Source organism: Marinobacter sp. ES-1, from assembly GCF_000475255.1.
Taxonomy (GTDB): domain Bacteria; phylum Pseudomonadota; class Gammaproteobacteria; order Pseudomonadales; family Oleiphilaceae; genus Marinobacter; species Marinobacter vinifirmus.
In genome coordinates this window covers 22384-38058 of record NZ_AXBV01000027.1, presented here as the reverse complement: position 1 = coordinate 38058, position 15675 = coordinate 22384, and the positions used below count along the sequence as shown (strand labels likewise).

Sequence of the window (15675 nt, the reverse complement as noted above, 5' to 3'; positions counted from 1 at the left end):
GGGATCAGTCTTCCGGAGCGTCCAGGTTCAGCCATTGCTGGGATAGCCAGTAGTAGCTGCCATCACCTGCCGGGTGGGTACAGTTATAGCGAAAACGCCGGCTGTCGAATGCCTTTGGTGCCTTCACCGAGACCCGGTTGCCGGTTGTCCGGAATTCGATGCGGCCCTGTCCGGAGGCAAAGCAGGTGAGCTGGTCTGCGGTCAGTTTTTCCCCCAGTTCGAACACCAGTTCCGGCGGGTTGGTTTCCAGTACGCCGTCGGGTAACTCGCTGGCGGGCACCGGGAAGGCCTTGCTCAGCAGCTTGTCTTTCAGGCTTCCAAGCTGGCCAAAGCTGTTCGCCATGGGAAAACGGGGCAATCGGGTGCTGTGGGAGTAGCGGCCAATTGCCCCGGACTGTTGCCCGAATCCCAGCCAGCCCCGGGCTTCCAGCTTGTCTTCCAGTGTTTCGTCGAACTCACCGTAGGGGTAGGCAAACATCGGCTCTTCCACCCCCAGCCTGGTTTTCAGCGTGCGCTGGGCCTGATCCAGGCTGTGCTCTGCTCGCTTGTGCCACCGGGCTTCGGGTTCACCGGGCTTGCGGGCCAGGTGGCCGTGGTCAGTGCTGTGGTTGGCAATGGTCACCTGTTCACCGGTGGCCAGCTCCTGCAACTGTTCCCAGCTCATGTAGCCCCGGCTGCCGATGGCGTCGGTGTTTACAAAGATGGTGTAGGGCAGGCCGTGACGTTCGAGCAATGGCGCGGCAGTTTGATAGACCGACTCGTAGGCGTCGTCAAAGGTGATGGCAACACGGTTGCTGTCATCCTCACCGGCCAGCGCCTGCCGGGTTGCGGGCAGCAGTGGCACAACTTCAAGGTTCAAGTCACTGATCATGGCCAGCTGGGCTTCAAACAATGAGCGGGAGGTGCTGGTGGCCGGAGGCGTATGGTCCGCCACATGGTGATACTGCAGCACAACAAGGTCGGCAAGGGCGTGGGGTGCGGAAACTGTCAGGCCAAGGACGGCCGCAGCTGCGAATCGGTTGAGTCGGGTCATGTCAGTCTATTGCCGGGTAAAGTGACGTTTGAGGACGGAAAACGCCCGGTTCAGCTCCTGGATATCTTCTGTGCGCCCGCCGCGATCCGGATGGGCTTGCATCACCCGCCGGCGGAATCGCTGCTTCACGGTATCGAAGTCGCCGGGCAGTGTATCAAAGCCGAGCACCTGCGCGGCTTCCTGAACGTCCTCCGGGCTGCCGGCCAGTGTTACGCCAGCCAGGAAGCGCTCCATCATGCCCCGGATATCGTGGCCGGACAGGAAGTACCGGGAAATATCCAGGTAAAAGCTTCTGAGCGGATCTTCTTCTGCCGGCAGGGCCCGGGTATTGCCGGAGCCGGTCGTCAAAATACACAATCGAAGCGGGGAAATCACCAGTGTTTCACTGGCCTGGGCCAGCTCCGATTGCAGCCGGTAAAGGGCGTGGAACAGCAGGAAGTGCACGGGATAGAGCGCGGTCGGGTCGCTGAAGGTAACGGGCTCGATCAGTTGCCAGCGAGGGCTCTGTAATGCACGGATCAAAGCCAGTTCTGTCAGCCCGCAAGCGCCTGCCGCCCGAAGTTCATGTTCGGCAGCCACCTGCAGGTGGTCGGCCTGCTGCTCAAGCCAGGCGAGCTGATCGCGGCTGATCGGGGATTGATCCGGTCGGGCGGAAGGTGCGGGTGAATTCATGGCGGCCATGGTATGACACTCTGCCAGCACGTGAAAGCATCGGGGTGGAGGGAAGTGGAGTGCGGCGCACTTAGGAAAGTACCGAGCGCGGGGCCCCTGTCACTCGGCAATCGGGGCGCGTATAATTGCTGCCTCATTTACCTTGCAAGTGTGCCAACAGAATGTCCGAAGCCATGATCGCCAATGCCGAGCAGGCGCCGATGTCCGAGCAGGAGCGTCGCCAGAAACTGGAGCTGAACAAACTGCAGAAACGGCTGCGCCGGGACGTGGGGCAGGCCATTGCCGACTTCTCGATGATCGAAGCAGGCGACAAGGTGATGTGTTGCCTGTCTGGCGGCAAGGATTCCTACGCCATGCTGGATATTCTGCTGAACCTGCAGAAAAGCGCGCCGGTACGTTTCGAGCTGATTGCCGTCAACCTGGATCAGAAGCAGCCGGGCTTCCCGGAAGAGATCCTGCCTGAGTACCTGAAGTCGCTGGGTATCGAATACCACATCATCGAGAAAGACACCTACAGCATCGTCAAAGAGAAAGTGCCTGAGGGCAAGACGACCTGTGGTCTGTGTTCCCGCCTGCGGCGAGGCATTCTCTACAACTTTGCCGAAGAGCACGGTGTTACCAAGATCGCCCTGGGCCATCACCGCGATGACATGCTGGAAACCCTGTTCCTGAACATGTTCTATGGCGGCAAGCTGAAATCCATGCCCCCGGTTCTTCACAGCGACGACGGCCGTAACACGGTCATCCGGCCGCTGGCCTATGCCCGGGAGAAGGACATTGCCCGCTATGCGGGACTGCGGAATTTTCCCATCATTCCCTGCAACCTGTGCGGTTCCCAGGAAAACCTCCAGCGGCAGGTGATCAAGGAAATGTTCCAGGCCTGGGACAGGCAGCATCCGGGGCGGCTGGAAACCATGTTCCGGGCCCTGTGCAACGTAGAGCCATCGCACCTGGCGGATCCAAACCTGTACGACTTCAAGGAAGGCAAGCGGCTGGGCGGCAAGCGCCAGGCGGTGGTGCAGTCTGCGGAGCCGGAACAGGACTTCGGCCGGCTGGACGTGCTGAATCTCTGATCAGCCAGCAACCGTCGGCCGTTGGATCAGTGCATCAACAAGGCCTGGAACGGTAGCGTCCACAAGCCGAACAGGATCAGCAGGACACCGCTGATCTTGCGGAAGCCCTGATTGCTCTTGATGCCGCGAATCCAGTTGGCGGCGTAGCCGGTGGCCAGCATCGAGGGCAGGGTGCCCAGGCCGAAGAAAAACATGGTCAGGGCGGCGGCCGGCACCGTTGGCTGAAGCGCCGCCCAGCCCAGCGTGCTGTACACCAGTCCGCAGGGCAGCCAGCCCCACAGGGCCCCCAGGGCCAGCGCCTGGCCGGCATTATTGACCGGAATAAAACGTTTGGTCAGCGGCGATAACGCCTTCCAGACCGGCGTCCCCACCCTTTCAACAAAGCGTATGCCCTGCCACCACTGGCCCATGGAAAGACCCATGAAAATCAGCAGCAGGCCGGCTATGGTCATCAGCAGCAAGCCGGCCCAGCGCCATTGGCTGGCGGCCTGGGTGCTCAGCAGGGCCACGAGGGTGGCGATCAGGGCGTAACTGCCAATCCTGCCGAAATTGAAGGCCAACAGCAGTAGTGTCTGGCGCAGGCGAAACCCTTTGCCGACCGGCAACGCCATCGACAGCGAAGCGCTGATTCCCCCACACATGCCCAGGCAATGGGTGCTGCCCAGCAAGCCGATAACGAAGGCGCTCGAATAGCTCAGGTAAAGTTCCGGCTGCATAGTTCCGGTCAGGCCTTGTTATCGGGGTTTTGGTCAGAATCCCCGGTGCTGGCCTGTCCTTCCTGATCCGCTTTTTTGTCAGTGCGGGCATCATCCGGAATCATGTCTTTATCGTCGTCATACAGAATGCGATGGGCCGGCCCGTCCAGGTCGTCATACTGGCCATTCTTGACGGCCCAGGAGAACAGGAACACGCCCAGGGCCACCAGAAGCAGCATCAGGGGGACCAGGAACATGACAATGTGCACGACAACCTCCTTGCATGGGGAATGCGACAGGTGTTTCAGGCCTTCCGGCTAAGGCGCAGGGCGTTAAGCACCACAATGAGTGAGCTGGCAGACATGCCGATCGCGGCCAGCCAAGGCGCCACCAGCCCTGCGGCAGCCAGGGGCAGCGCACAGACATTGTACCCGAAAGCCCAGATCATATTCTGGCGGATAATCCGGCGGGTCTGCCGGCTGGTGTTGAGAGCCTCCACCAGCTGGTAAAGCTGGCCATTCAGCAGGACCGCATCGGCTTTGAGCTGGGTCAGGTCGGCGGCAGTGCCCATGGCCACCGAAATACCGGCGCCGGCCATGGAGGGCAGGTCGTTCAGGCCGTCGCCCACCATCATCACCCGGTGGCCCTCGGCCCGTAGCTGATCCAGCACCTCCAGTTTCTGCTCCGGCGAGGCTTCTCCGATCGCCCGGTCGATCCCCAGCATTTGCGCAACGGTCTGCACGTGGCCGGAGCGGTCACCACTGAGCAGGATGGTCTGGATACCAGCGTCCTGCAGGGCGCGCACGGCTTTGCCGGCATCGTCGCGGATCTGGTCATCGAGCTGGAAGCTGGCCAGCCACTCGGTGTCACTGGCGAGCCAGATTTCCATACCCCTGGTGGGGGCCGACTCCGGCGCGGGTGCCTGGGTGTGCCCGGCGACAAAGCTCTTGTGGCCGATATACACCGGCTGGCCATTGTAGATGCCGGATAAGCCGCCGCCCAGGTGGTTGGTTACGTCGCTAACCGGAACAGACGCCAGGCTGTGAAACACCTTGGCAATCGGGTGTTCTGAATGCTTCTCCAGCCCGGCTGCAAGTTTCAGGGCGCTTGCCTGGTCCATGCCGCCGAACTGTTGCTGGCCACTAAGGCTGAGTTCGCCCCGGGTCAGGGTACCGGTTTTGTCGAACACCACCGTGTCGATGGTGTTCATGGATTCCAGGGTGTGGCCCCGTGTGGGCAGGAAGCCGAGTTTGCGCAGGCGCACGGTGGCGGAGGTAATTGCTGTGGGCGTAGCCAGTGACAGGGCGCACGGGCAGGTGACCACCAGAACCGACAGGGTGATATCGAACGCGTTATCGGCGCCGGCCAGCCACCATCCGATCCAGACGACCGGCGCCAGGATCAATACACGGCCAACGAATTTGCCGGCAATGCGGTCGGCCATCCGGGCCACTGGCGGTTTCTCGGACTGGACCCGGTCCAGCACCCGCAGGATTCCGGACAGCCGCGTTTGGGCGCCGGCCTTGATTACGCGGACATCCAGCGGGTTCTCGCCGTTGACGCTGCCGGCATGGACCGCGTCACCCGGGCGACGGGTTTCGGGTAGATACTCGCCGGTCAGAGCAGCTTCGTTCAGGGTCGATTCACCGGAAACAATTTCACCATCCACCGGCAGTGTTTCCCCGGGGCGTACCCGGACAATGTCGCCGGCCTTGACCTGGTGCATCGGCACGATATCGGCGTGGCCTTCCTTTACCAGTGCGGCGACTGATGGCTGGAACCCGGCTAGTGCATTGCCGGTGAGCCCCGCCCGGTATCGCGCCTGCACTTCCACGTACCGGCCCAACAGCAGGAAGAAGGTAAACATGCAGACCGATTCGAAATACACCTCGTGGCCGCCGAACACGGTAATCCAGGCGCTGGCGGCATAGGCCAGGCCGATGGCAATGGCTACCGGCACGTCCATGGTCAGGTGTCGGGATTGCAGGTCGCGCCGGGCGTTACGGAAAAACGGCCGGGCGCTGTAGAACACCACGGGGGTGGCCACCAGCAGGCTGAACCAGCGGAAGAAGCTGACAAAATCGTTGGACAGGTCGTTGATCAGTTCGAAGTACAGCGGAAACGCGAGCATCATGCTCTGGAAGGTGCCAATGCCTGCCACCGCAAGCCGGATCAACATGGAACGGTGTTCAGCCTTCAGGGCCTGTTCTGCTTCGTCTGCCTGGTAGGGGCGGGCGGTGTAGCCCAGCTCATGGATGGCGATGAGCAGGTCACTCAGGCGGGTCTGATCCTGTGCCCAGACCAGCCTGGCGCGCTGGGTGGTGTGGTTAACCGTGAAGCTCAGCACACCCGGTTGCTGCTTCATGTGGTTTTCCAGCAGCCAGATACAGGCTGCGCAGGTAATCCCGTCAATCAGCAGCTGGGCTTCCTGTCCCGCTTTGACGGGCGAAACAAAGGACTGTTGTACCAGCGGATGGTCCAGCTCCCTCAGGCGCTCAACCTCGGCACGGGTGAGTTCCCGGGGCGTGACCGCTGGTTCGGTACGGAAGTCATAAAAACCGGTCAGACCTTCCTGGTGGATGGTCTGACACACGGCTTTGCAGCCCTGGCAGCAGAAATGCTGTTGTGTTCCGTTCAGGTCCAGCGTGATCGGAGGATCACCGTCCGCTGGCTCTCCGCAATGGAAACAATTCAGGGCGGTCACCCTTGGGCGTTGCCTTTCGCATCAATGGTGATTGGAGAGGAAGAGGGCAGGCGCACTTCGCCTTTTACCCGCCAGTCGTTGTCCGGACCCTGCAGGTCGTAATACCAGCGGCCACTGACCTGCTCAAACAGCTGGCCACGGTACTCTCCGGGGGCCACACGGGTGAACTGAACGGTTTTGTCCTGGCCGGACAGGGTCGGGTGATACAGGTTGAACACCAGGTACGGATAGTCTGCCGCACCGTCAGCGGTATCCAGCATCAGGGTGGCAGACTTGTCCTGCAGGCTCAGTTCGCCGGCCAGCTGCAGTTCAGCGGCGCGCTCGTCCCGGGCGATGGACATGTTGATGCCCCGGCCTTCCTTGGAGTAATCGTCTGACACCATGGAGTTGTCCAGGCTGGAAGACACTACCAGGGTGGTGATCCCCCACATGATCGACGCCAGCGGGAAAATGGTCAGAAACCAGAACCAGGGCTGGCGGTACCAGGGTGCAACAGGTGCGTTATCAGTCATTACTCTTCAATCTCGGATGATGGCTTTAGACCCGCGCACGGGTCGTTAACGGGGCCTTGGACCAACAAAACGGCTTTCAGTTTCCAGGTTCAGGGACGGATCTGTCTCTGATTCTGCAAAGAAGCGAATGGTGTTGTTGGATTCGACAATAGACTCCGGCGGAACGTCCACAACCGTCGGCAGGGAGCGGTTCTCGCCACTGCTGATGGTAAAGGTGGTTTCGGTCAGGATCCGGATACCTTCCATGCCGTCAACGCTCAGTTCGAAGGTCTGGGGCACTTCCGACATGTTCTGGATCTTCACCGTGTAGGAGTTCTCTACCCGGCCTTCGCCGTTAAAGCTGAACAGTGCACCACGGTCCCGCAGTACGTCCATCTTGGCCGGTACACGGGTAGCCACGGTAAAGATCACCGCACCGATCATCAGCAGCAGTACCGCACCATAACCGAAGGTACGCGGGCGCAGCAGCTTGGAGGTCTTACCCTCCAGATCGTTCTCGGTGGTGTAGCGAATCAGCCCTCTCGGGTAATTCATCTTGTCCATGACTTCGTCGCAGGCATCAATACAAAGTGCGCAGCCGATACACTCGTATTGCAGACCGTCGCGGATATCGATGCCGGTCGGGCACACCTGCACACACTGTTCACAATCGATGCAGTCACCCAGGCCAACTTCATCCGGTGCGACGCCTTTCTTGCGTTTGCCGCGCGGCTCGCCCCGGTTCGGGTCGTAGGAGACCACCCGGGTGTTCGGGTCAAACATCACAGACTGGAACCGGGCGTACGGGCACATATACAGGCACACTTGCTCGCGCATCCAGCCGGCGTTCAGGTAGGTGGCAATGGTAAAGAAGGCGACCCAGAAGTAGGCCCAGCCGTTGGCCTGCAGGGTAAACAGGTCAATGATCAGTTCGCGGATCGGGTAAAAGTAGCCAACGAAGGTGAGGCCGGTGGCAAGGGCAACAAACAGCCACAGTGCATGTTTGATGGTTTTCTTGGTGACTTTTTCCCGGGAGTTGGGGGCCTTGTCGAGTTTCATCCGCTTGTTGCGGCTGCCTTCCACCTTCTCCTCAATCCACATGAAGATAAAGGTCCACACAGTTTGCGGGCAGGTGTAGCCGCACCAAACGCGACCGAACAGGGTGGTGATGAAGAACAGGCCGAAGGCGCTGATAATCAGCATGCCCGAGAGCAGGAAGAAATCTTTAGGAAAGAAGGTGACCCCGTACAGGTGGAACTCCCGGGCGGGCAGGTCAAAGTGGATCAGGGGCTGGCCGTCGAGGGTGAGCCAGACAAACAGGAAGTACATGCCCATGAGCACGGTCAGGCTGACATTCCGGATTCTCTGGAAAAAGCCTTTTACCTCTTTTACGTATATCTTCTCGCGGCTTGCGTAGAGGTCAACCGTCTCATCTTTCTTGTTGTTCTTGTTCGAGTGATCGGAAGATGGGTCAACCTGCTTGACAGGAATCTCGTTACTCATGGGTACCTCCCGGTATAGGGTAAAGCTGGGAGCGGGCCTCGGCGGGTCTGCTGATCTTCTCAAGCCTGTACCCGCGAGGGCAGGCACAGGGTTGAAAAGACCGGGCCAGGGCTAGCCTGGCCGGGTCTGACTCAGTTTGACAGGCTGTAAACGTAAGCCGCCAGAATCTGAATCTGGTCGCCGGTCAGACGACCTTCCTGCGCGGGCATCTGGTTCTGGCGACCGTTTACCACGGTCTCCTTGATCCAGTCGTAGGTGGAACCATACAGCCACACGTTATCGGTCAGGTTCGGCGCACCCATGGCTGCCATGCCGGTACCGTCGGCACCGTGACAGGCAACACATGCCTGGGCGAACACCTGCTCACCGGCTTTCGCTGCTTCTGCGTCCAGTTCACGGCCGCTGAAGCTCAGAACGTAGTTAACCACCTGGTCAACCTGCTCGTTGGTCATGTTGGGCATCACGCCTTTCGGCGTCATGTTGCCGTTACGACCCTTGGCGATGCTGTGCAGGATCTGGTCCGGCTCGCCGCCCCACAGCCAGTCGTCGTCAGTCAGGTTGGGGAAGCCCACCTGGCCGCGAGCGGCAGTACCGTGGCATACGGAACAGTTGTTGGCGAACAGGCGCTGGCCGATTTTCATGGCGTCTTCGTCCTGGGCCAGTTCCGGAATGGCGGTGTTGCCGTACTGGGCATAGATTTCGCCGTATTTCTCGTCAGCCTCGGCAACTTCTGCTTCCCACTGGTTAGTGGAAGTCCAGCCCAGCAGGCCTTTGTAGTTACCCAGGCCCGGGTACAGGGCCAGGTAGCCCAGGGCGAATACGCAGGTCGCGATGAAGAGGTAGAACCACCACTTCGGCAGCGGATTGTCGTATTCCTCGATGCCGTCAAAGGCATGGCCCATGGTGCGGTCAGTTTCAGTGTCGGTTGTCTGGCCCTTGCGGGTTGCCCAAAGCAGCCACCAGCAGCCGAACACAGTACCGAGCACGATCACAGTGACCCAGATGCTCCAGAAGGTACTCATTGTTTTTTCTCCGTTTTATCCTGTTCGAGAGTACGCTTGTCCACTTCTTCGTCGTCGAAGGGGAGGTGAGCCGCTTCCTCATTGGCCTTCTTGCGATGGGCGCTGTAGGCCCACCACACGATGCCGAGAAAAACGGCCATTACCAGAAAGGTGTGAATTCCGCGTAACTCATTGATATCCATTGGCTCACCGTTTCTCTGAAATCACAGTGCCCAGCTGCTGCAGGTAGGCAACTAGTGCTTCGATTTCAAACTTGCCTTCGATGTCGGCAGAAGCCTTGGCAACCTGTTCGTCGGTGTAGGGAACACCCAGAGTCTGCAGCGTAGACATACGCGCTTCGATGCTCTGGTGATCTACACGGTTTTCGAACAGCCAGGGGAACGCCGGCATGTTGGACTCGGGAACAACGCTGCGCGGATCGTACAGGTGCTGGCGCTGCCAGGCATCGGAGTAACGACCGCCCACACGGGCCAGGTCCGGACCGGTACGCTTGGAGCCCCACAGGAACGGACGGTCGTAAACGAACTCGCCCGCAACGGAGTAGTGGCCATACCGCTCGGTTTCCGCACGGAACGGACGGATCTGCTGGGTGTGGCACACGTGGCAGCCTTCGCGGATGTAGATGTCCCGGCCTTCCAGTTCCAGCGCAGACAGAGGCTCAAGGCCTTCTACCGGCTCATTCACCTGCTGGTGGAAGAACAGGGGCACAACTTCTGCAAGGAAACCGCCACTGATGGTGAAGATGATCAGTACGATCATCAAACCAAGGTTCTTTTCGACTATTTCGTGTCTCATCTGGTCTCTCCCCTTACGCCGCCTGAACCGCAGCATTGTCCTCTGCAACGGCTTCTTTCTGACGTACGGTCATGTACACGTTGTATGCCATGAGCAGCATGCCGGACAGGAAGATGGCGCCACCGATGAAGCGTACAAAGTACCCTGGGTAGGATGCTTCCAGTGCTTCCACAAAGCTGTAGGTCAAAGTGCCGTCGTCATTCACGGCGCGCCACATCAGGCCCTGCATGATGCCGTTCACCCACATGGCGGCGATGTACAGTACAGTACCGACAGTAGCCAGCCAGAAATGAACGTTGATCAGGGAGGTGCTGTACATTTCCTTCAGGCCCCACAGCTTCGGAACCAGGTGATAAATGGCACCGATGCTGATCATGGCAACCCAGCCCAGCGCACCGGAGTGCACGTGGCCGATGGTCCAGTCAGTGTTGTGGGACAGGGCGTTTACGGTCTTGATGGACATCATCGGGCCTTCGAAGGTAGACATACCATAGAAAGACAGGGAAACCACCAGGAATCGCAGGATGGGGTCGGTACGCAGTTTGTGCCAGGCACCGGACAGAGTCATCATACCGTTGATCATACCGCCCCAGGACGGAGCCAGCAGAATCAGTGACATGACCATGCCCGCAGTCTGTGCCCAGTCAGGCAGCGCGGAGTAGTGCAGGTGGTGGCCACCGGCCCATACATAGGTAGCGATTAGCGCCCAGAAATGGACGATGGACAGACGATAGGAGTAAACCGGACGATTGGCCTGCTTGGGAACGAAGTAGTACATCATGCCCAGGAAGCCGGCAGTCAGGAAGAAGCCTACGGCGTTATGGCCGTACCACCATTGAATCATGGCGTCGGTGACGCCAGCGTAAGCGGAGTAGGACTTGAATGCGCCCGCTGGCAGCGCCAGGTTGTTACCAATATGCAGAACGGCAACGGTGATGATGAAGGCACCGTAGAACCAGTTGGCTACATAGATGTGCGGTGTGCTGCGCTTCGTGATGGTGCCGAAGAACACCAGGGCGTAAGTAACCCAGACAACAGCAATGGCGATATCGATCGGCCATTCTAGTTCGGCGTACTCTTTCGTCGAGGTCAGGCCCATCGGCAGGGTAATGGCGGCGGCCACGATGATGGCTTGCCAGCCCCAGAAAGTGAATGCTGCCAGACCATCGGAGAACAGACGGGCCTGACAGGTCCGCTGGACTGCGTAGTACGAGGTAGCAAACAGGGCACTACCACCAAAGCCGAAGATGACGGCGTTGGTATGCAGCGGCCGCAGGCGGCCGAAGTGGGTAAAGGGAAGGTCGAGGTTGAGGGATGGCCAAACCAGCTGTGCCGCGATCAGCACACCCAGAGCCATGCCGACAATACCCCATACCACTGTCATGATGGCGAATTGTCTCACCACCTTGTAGTTGTATGTCAGGTTTGCATTTACTGTGCTCATAGCCTTACCAATGGGTTCAGGATGGGGAATTATGCGGGCGCAAGTATGGAGAAACCGTTAGTTGTTTGCAATGATTCAGATCAACTCCTGATATCCGTCAAATTCGCCGGATTCCGGAGTTTTACCAGTAAGTTGCAATGGTAATCATTCCCGGTTCAGAAGCCCTGAAAGAGCAACAGGCACCCACTTGCGCGTGGCCAAATGATACCCCTTCAGAGGTAACAGGTGAACGATGTGAAGCTGATTAAGACCAAAGGCTATGGGAAACAGGCCGAAATGGTAATGATTCTGGCCCACGGGGCCGGTGCGCCGATGGATTCTCCCTTTATGGAAGCGCTGTCCGAAGCCCTGGATGATCAGGGCATTGCCTGTGTCCGTTTCGAGTTTCCTTATATGCAGAAACGCCGGGAAGACGGCAAAAAACGCCCGCCGGACCGGCAGCCGAAATTGCTTGAGTGTTTTTCAGAAGTGGTGGCGGCCGTCCGGAAGGAAGTCGGGCCCGGAACCAGGCTACTGATCGGGGGCAAGTCCATGGGCGGGCGCATGGCTTCGGTGCTTGCCGGCGAAGCCGTGGCGGGTATCAGTGGCGTGGTGTGTTACGGCTATCCTTTCCATCCACCGGGCAAGCCAGACCGTTGGCGTGTTGATCACCTTTCGCAGGTGGCCTGCCCGCTGATGGTGGTGCAGGGTACGCGGGATCCGTTCGGCAAGCCGGATGAGCTGGCAGCTCAGGGTGAGATTGCGGGGATTTCGAAGCTGGTCTGGCTGGATGGTGGTAACCACGATTTCCAGCCTCCGGTACGGCATCCCGAAACCCAGGCCAGCCTGATTCAGCAGGCGGCCGGCCATACCTGTCAGTTTGTGGCGGATTTTGTCGCAGCTTCGTGAGGGCCCGGCGCGCCCCTGACCTGGTCCCGTCCTGCCGCCTTGGCAGTGTAAAGCGCTTCGTCGGCCCGGCGGAACAGCTCCCTGGGGCCTTCGCCCGGTTGCAGGGCGGCAATGCCGGCGCTCAGGGTCAGGCACAGGTTGGTGCCATCGGGCGTTCGGATTACTGTGGTTCGCATGGCCTGGAGGATGGACTGGCACAGAGTGTCGGCGCCATCGGGCGTTGTCTCGGGTAACAGAAGGGCAAATTCTTCACCACCAAACCGGATGGCGACATCTCTGGGGCGTTTAACGTGGCCGGCCAGGTTGTCGGCGATCTTCTTCAGGCACTGGTCGCCAAAATCATGGCCCCAGGTGTCATTGATCCGCTTGAAGTGGTCGGCGTCGACCAGCGCCAGCGTCAGTGGCTGGCCGGTGCGCCGGGCCTCGGCACAGAGTTCCGGCATGATGTTATCCATGTGCCGGCGGTTGTGCAGCCCGGTCAGGGCGTCGTTGAGGCTCAGAGACGCCAGTTTCCGGTTTGCCTGTTCCAGTTCCTGCATGGTGTTGCGTAACTGGGTGGTGCGCTCGTGTACCTTGAATTCCAGTTCGGTCCTGGCTTGCTGTTCGATATCCAGCAACTTCTGGTTCAGCAGACGCCACCGTTGCACCATGGCGTAGTTCAGCAGCACCACCTGGGCACCGATGGCCGCCTGCATCATGACTTCCCGGGCCTGGTAGTCGCCCAGGTGGCCGAAGGCGGCCAGGGCGTACAGCAAAGCGCCAACCACCATCACCAGCCATGCGCCGAGATACCAGAACGCGGGCTGGTAACCCTGGCGCCAGCGAATGGTGGCAATCACCGACAGGCTGGCAATCACCGACAGGATCAGGAAGGTATTCAGCAGGATGCTTTTCGAGTAAGGCAGAATAAAGCTGGCTCCAAGGAAGCCGACTGAGGTCCATGCCAGAACTTGCATGGCCTTTCCCGCAAGGGTGCCCGATTCGATTTCCAGGAAAGACCCGCCAAACAGCACCATGGCCAGGGAACACAGGGCCAGCCCCAGGGGGATCGACTGATTGGCCAGTTCGGTGCTGTCGGGCCAGAAGTACTGGTTAGCCAGCCCGCCCATGGCAAACAGGAACAGGGCCATGGAGACTATGTAGAACGCGTTGAAGAGGTAGTAGCGGGTGCCGGAGCTGAAGAACAACACCAGGTTGAACACCGCCAGCACCAGCAGTGCACCGTAGAACAGCCCGTGTACCAGGGTCAGGTGGTTGCTCTCGGCGACGGCTTCACCGGGTGTGACCAGCGACAGCGGTACATTGAGCGCTCCGCTGCTGTGAATCCGGAGGGTAATGGCGCGTTCTTCCTGTGCATCCAGTGTGACGGGCAGCAGGTAATAACGGTAATCTATGCCCCGGCTGGCAAACGGGAAGCGATCACCGGTTTGCAGGGGTGGTTCCAGTTCGGTGTACTGCCCGGGATTGTCCGGGGTGTGTTGCCAGAAGGTGATTTCATCCAGCAGCGGATAACTGAGTTTCAGGAACCAGAACGCCTGTTGCGGGCTGCTGTTACGGACCGTGAGCGTCACCCAGTACACCGCGTCGGTATGGCTGAACACCAGGTCATGGCCCTGCGCCGCCTGCCATTGCAGGTTCTCGGGCAAGGCGCCCGGAAACCTGGCGCTGTGGGCCGGGTCGCCGGGGCGGGCGCTGTAAAAGCACAGGTGATCATTGATGCGCTGTCGGGCGTCTGCACTGGCAGCATCAAGCACCGTGCAGCGCCCGGCGGCAAAGGCCTGCTCCGGGCGGAACAGGGCCAGCAAAGCCAATACAAACAGGGCACAGGCTCGGTTGAGCATAGACAACATCCCGTAACAGCAAAGCGGGAAGTGTAGCCAGAACAAACCAGAACGACCGTTAAACAGGTTCAACTTTCGTGGCCGGCCAGGTGTCATTTTCCTGACGGCCCCCGGGAAACACTTTATATGCAACAGATCATGCTGATATGCCGGCCAGGGTTCGAGACCGAGGCAGGTCAGGAACTGACCGACCAGGCTGCGGCGGCCGGTATTTTTGGTTATTTCCAGCCCGGCAAGAACACCGGGTTACTCCGCTTCACCATTGGTGGCAACGAGCCGGCCGAAGAGCTGATGCGCCGCGTGGCCCTGGATAGCCTGGTCTTCACCCGGGACTGGTTTGCGCTGCTGGGCGATTGCGAATTGCCGGCCAGCGATCGGGTAGGGGCGATCCTGGCGTTCCTGAATGATCAGGAGTGGCAGGGCGACCGCTGTGCACGCCTGGAGGTACGGCTGTCGGAAATCAATGACGACCGGGACCTTGGCAACTTCGCCCGCAAATGGGTGGCGCCCCTGTCAAAAGGTCTGCGCGGTGCCGGCCTGTTAAAGGACGATCAGGAGGCGGAGGCACCGGTAAGGCTGGAAATTCTGCTGACGGATTTCAGCACGGCTGTGGTGGGTTACAGCCTGGCCGGCAACCGGTCACTCTTTGTCGGTGGCGTACCCAGGTTGCGTTTGCCGGCGTCAGCCCCCAGCAGGTCGGCGCTCAAGCTGGAAGAAGCCTGGAAGGTGTTTCTGCCAAAAGAGCGCTGGCTGGATTATCTTGGCGGCGGCAAAAAGGCGGTTGACCTTGGCGCCGCTCCCGGCGGCTGGACCTGGCAGCTGGTGCGCCAGGGCATGATGGTAACGGCGGTGGACAATGGCCCCATGAACCCGGAGCTGATGGCCAGTGGCCATGTGGAACATGTGGAGGCCGATGGCTACGCCTGGCGGCCGAAGCGGGCCGTGGACTGGATGGTGTGCGATATTGTCGATAAACCCCGCCGGACGGCGCGGATGGCGGTGGACTGGATGGGTGAGAAGCTGTGCCGCTACACGGTGTTCAATCTCAAGCTGCCGATGAAAAAACGTTACGAGGAATGGCTGGTGTGCCGGGAAATCCTGGTTCAGGGCCTGGAGGATGCGGGCCTGCATTGTCAGCTGAAGGCCCGCCACCTTTACCATGATCGGGAAGAGATCACCTGTTTTATCGAGCGGCTCGACTAGCCCCTCAAGGCATGGGGCTTTGCTCGAGCACGGTGATGGCCTCATCCTGGTCCATCATCGGTATCAGTTCGGCCATCAGGTTCTTGCGGGTTTCCGAGTGGAACCAGCGTTGCCAGTCGGCTTCGGAGCGCCAGTTGGCCAGGGTGATGCGATGGTTGGGGTCGTGGCTGTCGACCAGGGTTTCGCCGGAAATAAACCCTGGCGCGCCCACCGCCTTTTGCAGCACCAGTCGGGACCGCTCTTCGTAGGCAGATTCGAGTGTTTCGGCAATATGGCGTTCAATCAGAACCCGGATCATTAAAATCTCCTTT

Annotated in this window: 16 protein-coding genes; 3 read left to right on the top strand and 13 right to left on the bottom strand. The window is 59.8% G+C overall.

Annotation, left to right across the window (positions count from 1 at the left end):
• Positions 1-4: 4 nt before the first annotated feature.
• Together Q668_RS02530 and Q668_RS02525 are read right to left on the bottom strand one after the other, a co-directional pair.
• Positions 5-1033, bottom strand: coding sequence for a polysaccharide deacetylase family protein (locus tag Q668_RS02530; protein WP_022988025.1), 1029 nt, complete (start codon positions 1031-1033; stop codon positions 5-7).
• Positions 1034-1039: 6 nt separating this feature from the next.
• Entirely contained in the window at positions 1040-1714 is a 675-nt protein-coding gene (locus Q668_RS02525; protein ID WP_022988024.1) for a DNA-J related domain-containing protein, read from the bottom strand.
• 191 nt (positions 1715-1905) lie between these two features.
• On the opposite strand from Q668_RS02525, the gene ttcA reads away from it, so the two are divergent.
• Positions 1906-2778, top strand: coding sequence for a tRNA 2-thiocytidine(32) synthetase TtcA (gene ttcA, locus Q668_RS02520; RefSeq protein WP_227498260.1), 873 nt, complete (start codon positions 1906-1908; stop codon positions 2776-2778).
• A gap of 26 nt (positions 2779-2804) precedes the next feature.
• Here the strand turns inward: ttcA and Q668_RS02515 are convergent, their stop codons facing one another.
• The 9 genes from Q668_RS02515 to ccoN form a co-directional block, all read right to left on the bottom strand.
• Complete coding sequence (locus Q668_RS02515; protein WP_022988022.1) at positions 2805-3494, bottom strand: sulfite exporter TauE/SafE family protein; 690 nt, start codon at positions 3492-3494, stop codon at positions 2805-2807.
• A gap of 8 nt (positions 3495-3502) precedes the next feature.
• Entirely contained in the window at positions 3503-3742 is a 240-nt protein-coding gene (gene ccoS / locus Q668_RS02510; RefSeq protein ID WP_022988021.1) for a cbb3-type cytochrome oxidase assembly protein CcoS, read from the bottom strand.
• A 35-nt stretch (positions 3743-3777) separates the two neighbouring features.
• Positions 3778-6177: a heavy metal translocating P-type ATPase gene (locus Q668_RS02505; protein WP_022988020.1), complete on the bottom strand. Its 2400-nt coding sequence runs from the start codon at positions 6175-6177 to the stop codon at positions 3778-3780.
• Positions 6174-6689 (bottom strand): FixH family protein, encoded by a 516-nt coding sequence (locus tag Q668_RS02500; protein WP_022988019.1) that lies wholly within the window; start codon positions 6687-6689, stop codon positions 6174-6176. Before Q668_RS02500 ends, Q668_RS02505 begins: the two co-directional genes overlap by 4 nt.
• A 45-nt stretch (positions 6690-6734) precedes the next feature.
• A complete protein-coding gene (ccoG, locus tag Q668_RS02495; protein ID WP_022988018.1) occupies positions 6735-8171 on the bottom strand; it encodes a cytochrome c oxidase accessory protein CcoG in 1437 nt (478 codons plus the stop codon).
• 131 nt (positions 8172-8302) lie between these two features.
• On the bottom strand, positions 8303-9193 hold the full coding sequence (gene ccoP / locus Q668_RS02490) for a cytochrome-c oxidase, cbb3-type subunit III (RefSeq protein WP_022988017.1): 891 nt from the start codon (positions 9191-9193) through the stop codon (positions 8303-8305).
• Entirely contained in the window at positions 9190-9375 is a 186-nt protein-coding gene (locus tag Q668_RS02485) for a CcoQ/FixQ family Cbb3-type cytochrome c oxidase assembly chaperone (protein WP_022988016.1), read from the bottom strand. The genes ccoP and Q668_RS02485 overlap by 4 nt, the downstream gene beginning before the upstream one ends.
• Before the next feature lie 4 nt (positions 9376-9379).
• Complete coding sequence (gene ccoO / locus Q668_RS02480; protein ID WP_022988015.1) at positions 9380-9988, bottom strand: cytochrome-c oxidase, cbb3-type subunit II; 609 nt, start codon at positions 9986-9988, stop codon at positions 9380-9382.
• A 13-nt stretch (positions 9989-10001) separates the two neighbouring features.
• Entirely contained in the window at positions 10002-11432 is a 1431-nt protein-coding gene (ccoN, locus tag Q668_RS02475; protein WP_022988014.1) for a cytochrome-c oxidase, cbb3-type subunit I, read from the bottom strand.
• A gap of 234 nt (positions 11433-11666) precedes the next feature.
• Here ccoN and Q668_RS02470 point away from each other — a divergent pair, with 234 nt between their 5' ends.
• Positions 11667-12320, top strand: a complete 654-nt coding sequence (locus Q668_RS02470) for an alpha/beta family hydrolase (protein ID WP_227498258.1) — start codon at positions 11667-11669, stop codon at positions 12318-12320.
• Here Q668_RS02470 and Q668_RS02465 read toward each other — a convergent pair.
• A complete protein-coding gene (locus Q668_RS02465; RefSeq protein WP_022988012.1) occupies positions 12287-14161 on the bottom strand; it encodes a diguanylate cyclase in 1875 nt (624 codons plus the stop codon). The genes Q668_RS02470 and Q668_RS02465 overlap by 34 nt on opposite strands.
• 126 nt (positions 14162-14287) lie before the next feature.
• Here Q668_RS02465 and rlmM point away from each other — a divergent pair, with 126 nt between their 5' ends.
• Positions 14288-15364 (top strand): 23S rRNA (cytidine(2498)-2'-O)-methyltransferase RlmM, encoded by a 1077-nt coding sequence (rlmM, locus tag Q668_RS02460; RefSeq protein WP_022988011.1) that lies wholly within the window; start codon positions 14288-14290, stop codon positions 15362-15364.
• A 4-nt stretch (positions 15365-15368) separates the two neighbouring features.
• On the opposite strand, the gene Q668_RS02455 is transcribed toward rlmM, so the two are convergent.
• Positions 15369-15662, bottom strand: coding sequence for an antibiotic biosynthesis monooxygenase family protein (locus Q668_RS02455; protein ID WP_022988010.1), 294 nt, complete (start codon positions 15660-15662; stop codon positions 15369-15371).
• Between the last annotated feature and the right edge of the window lie 13 nt (positions 15663-15675).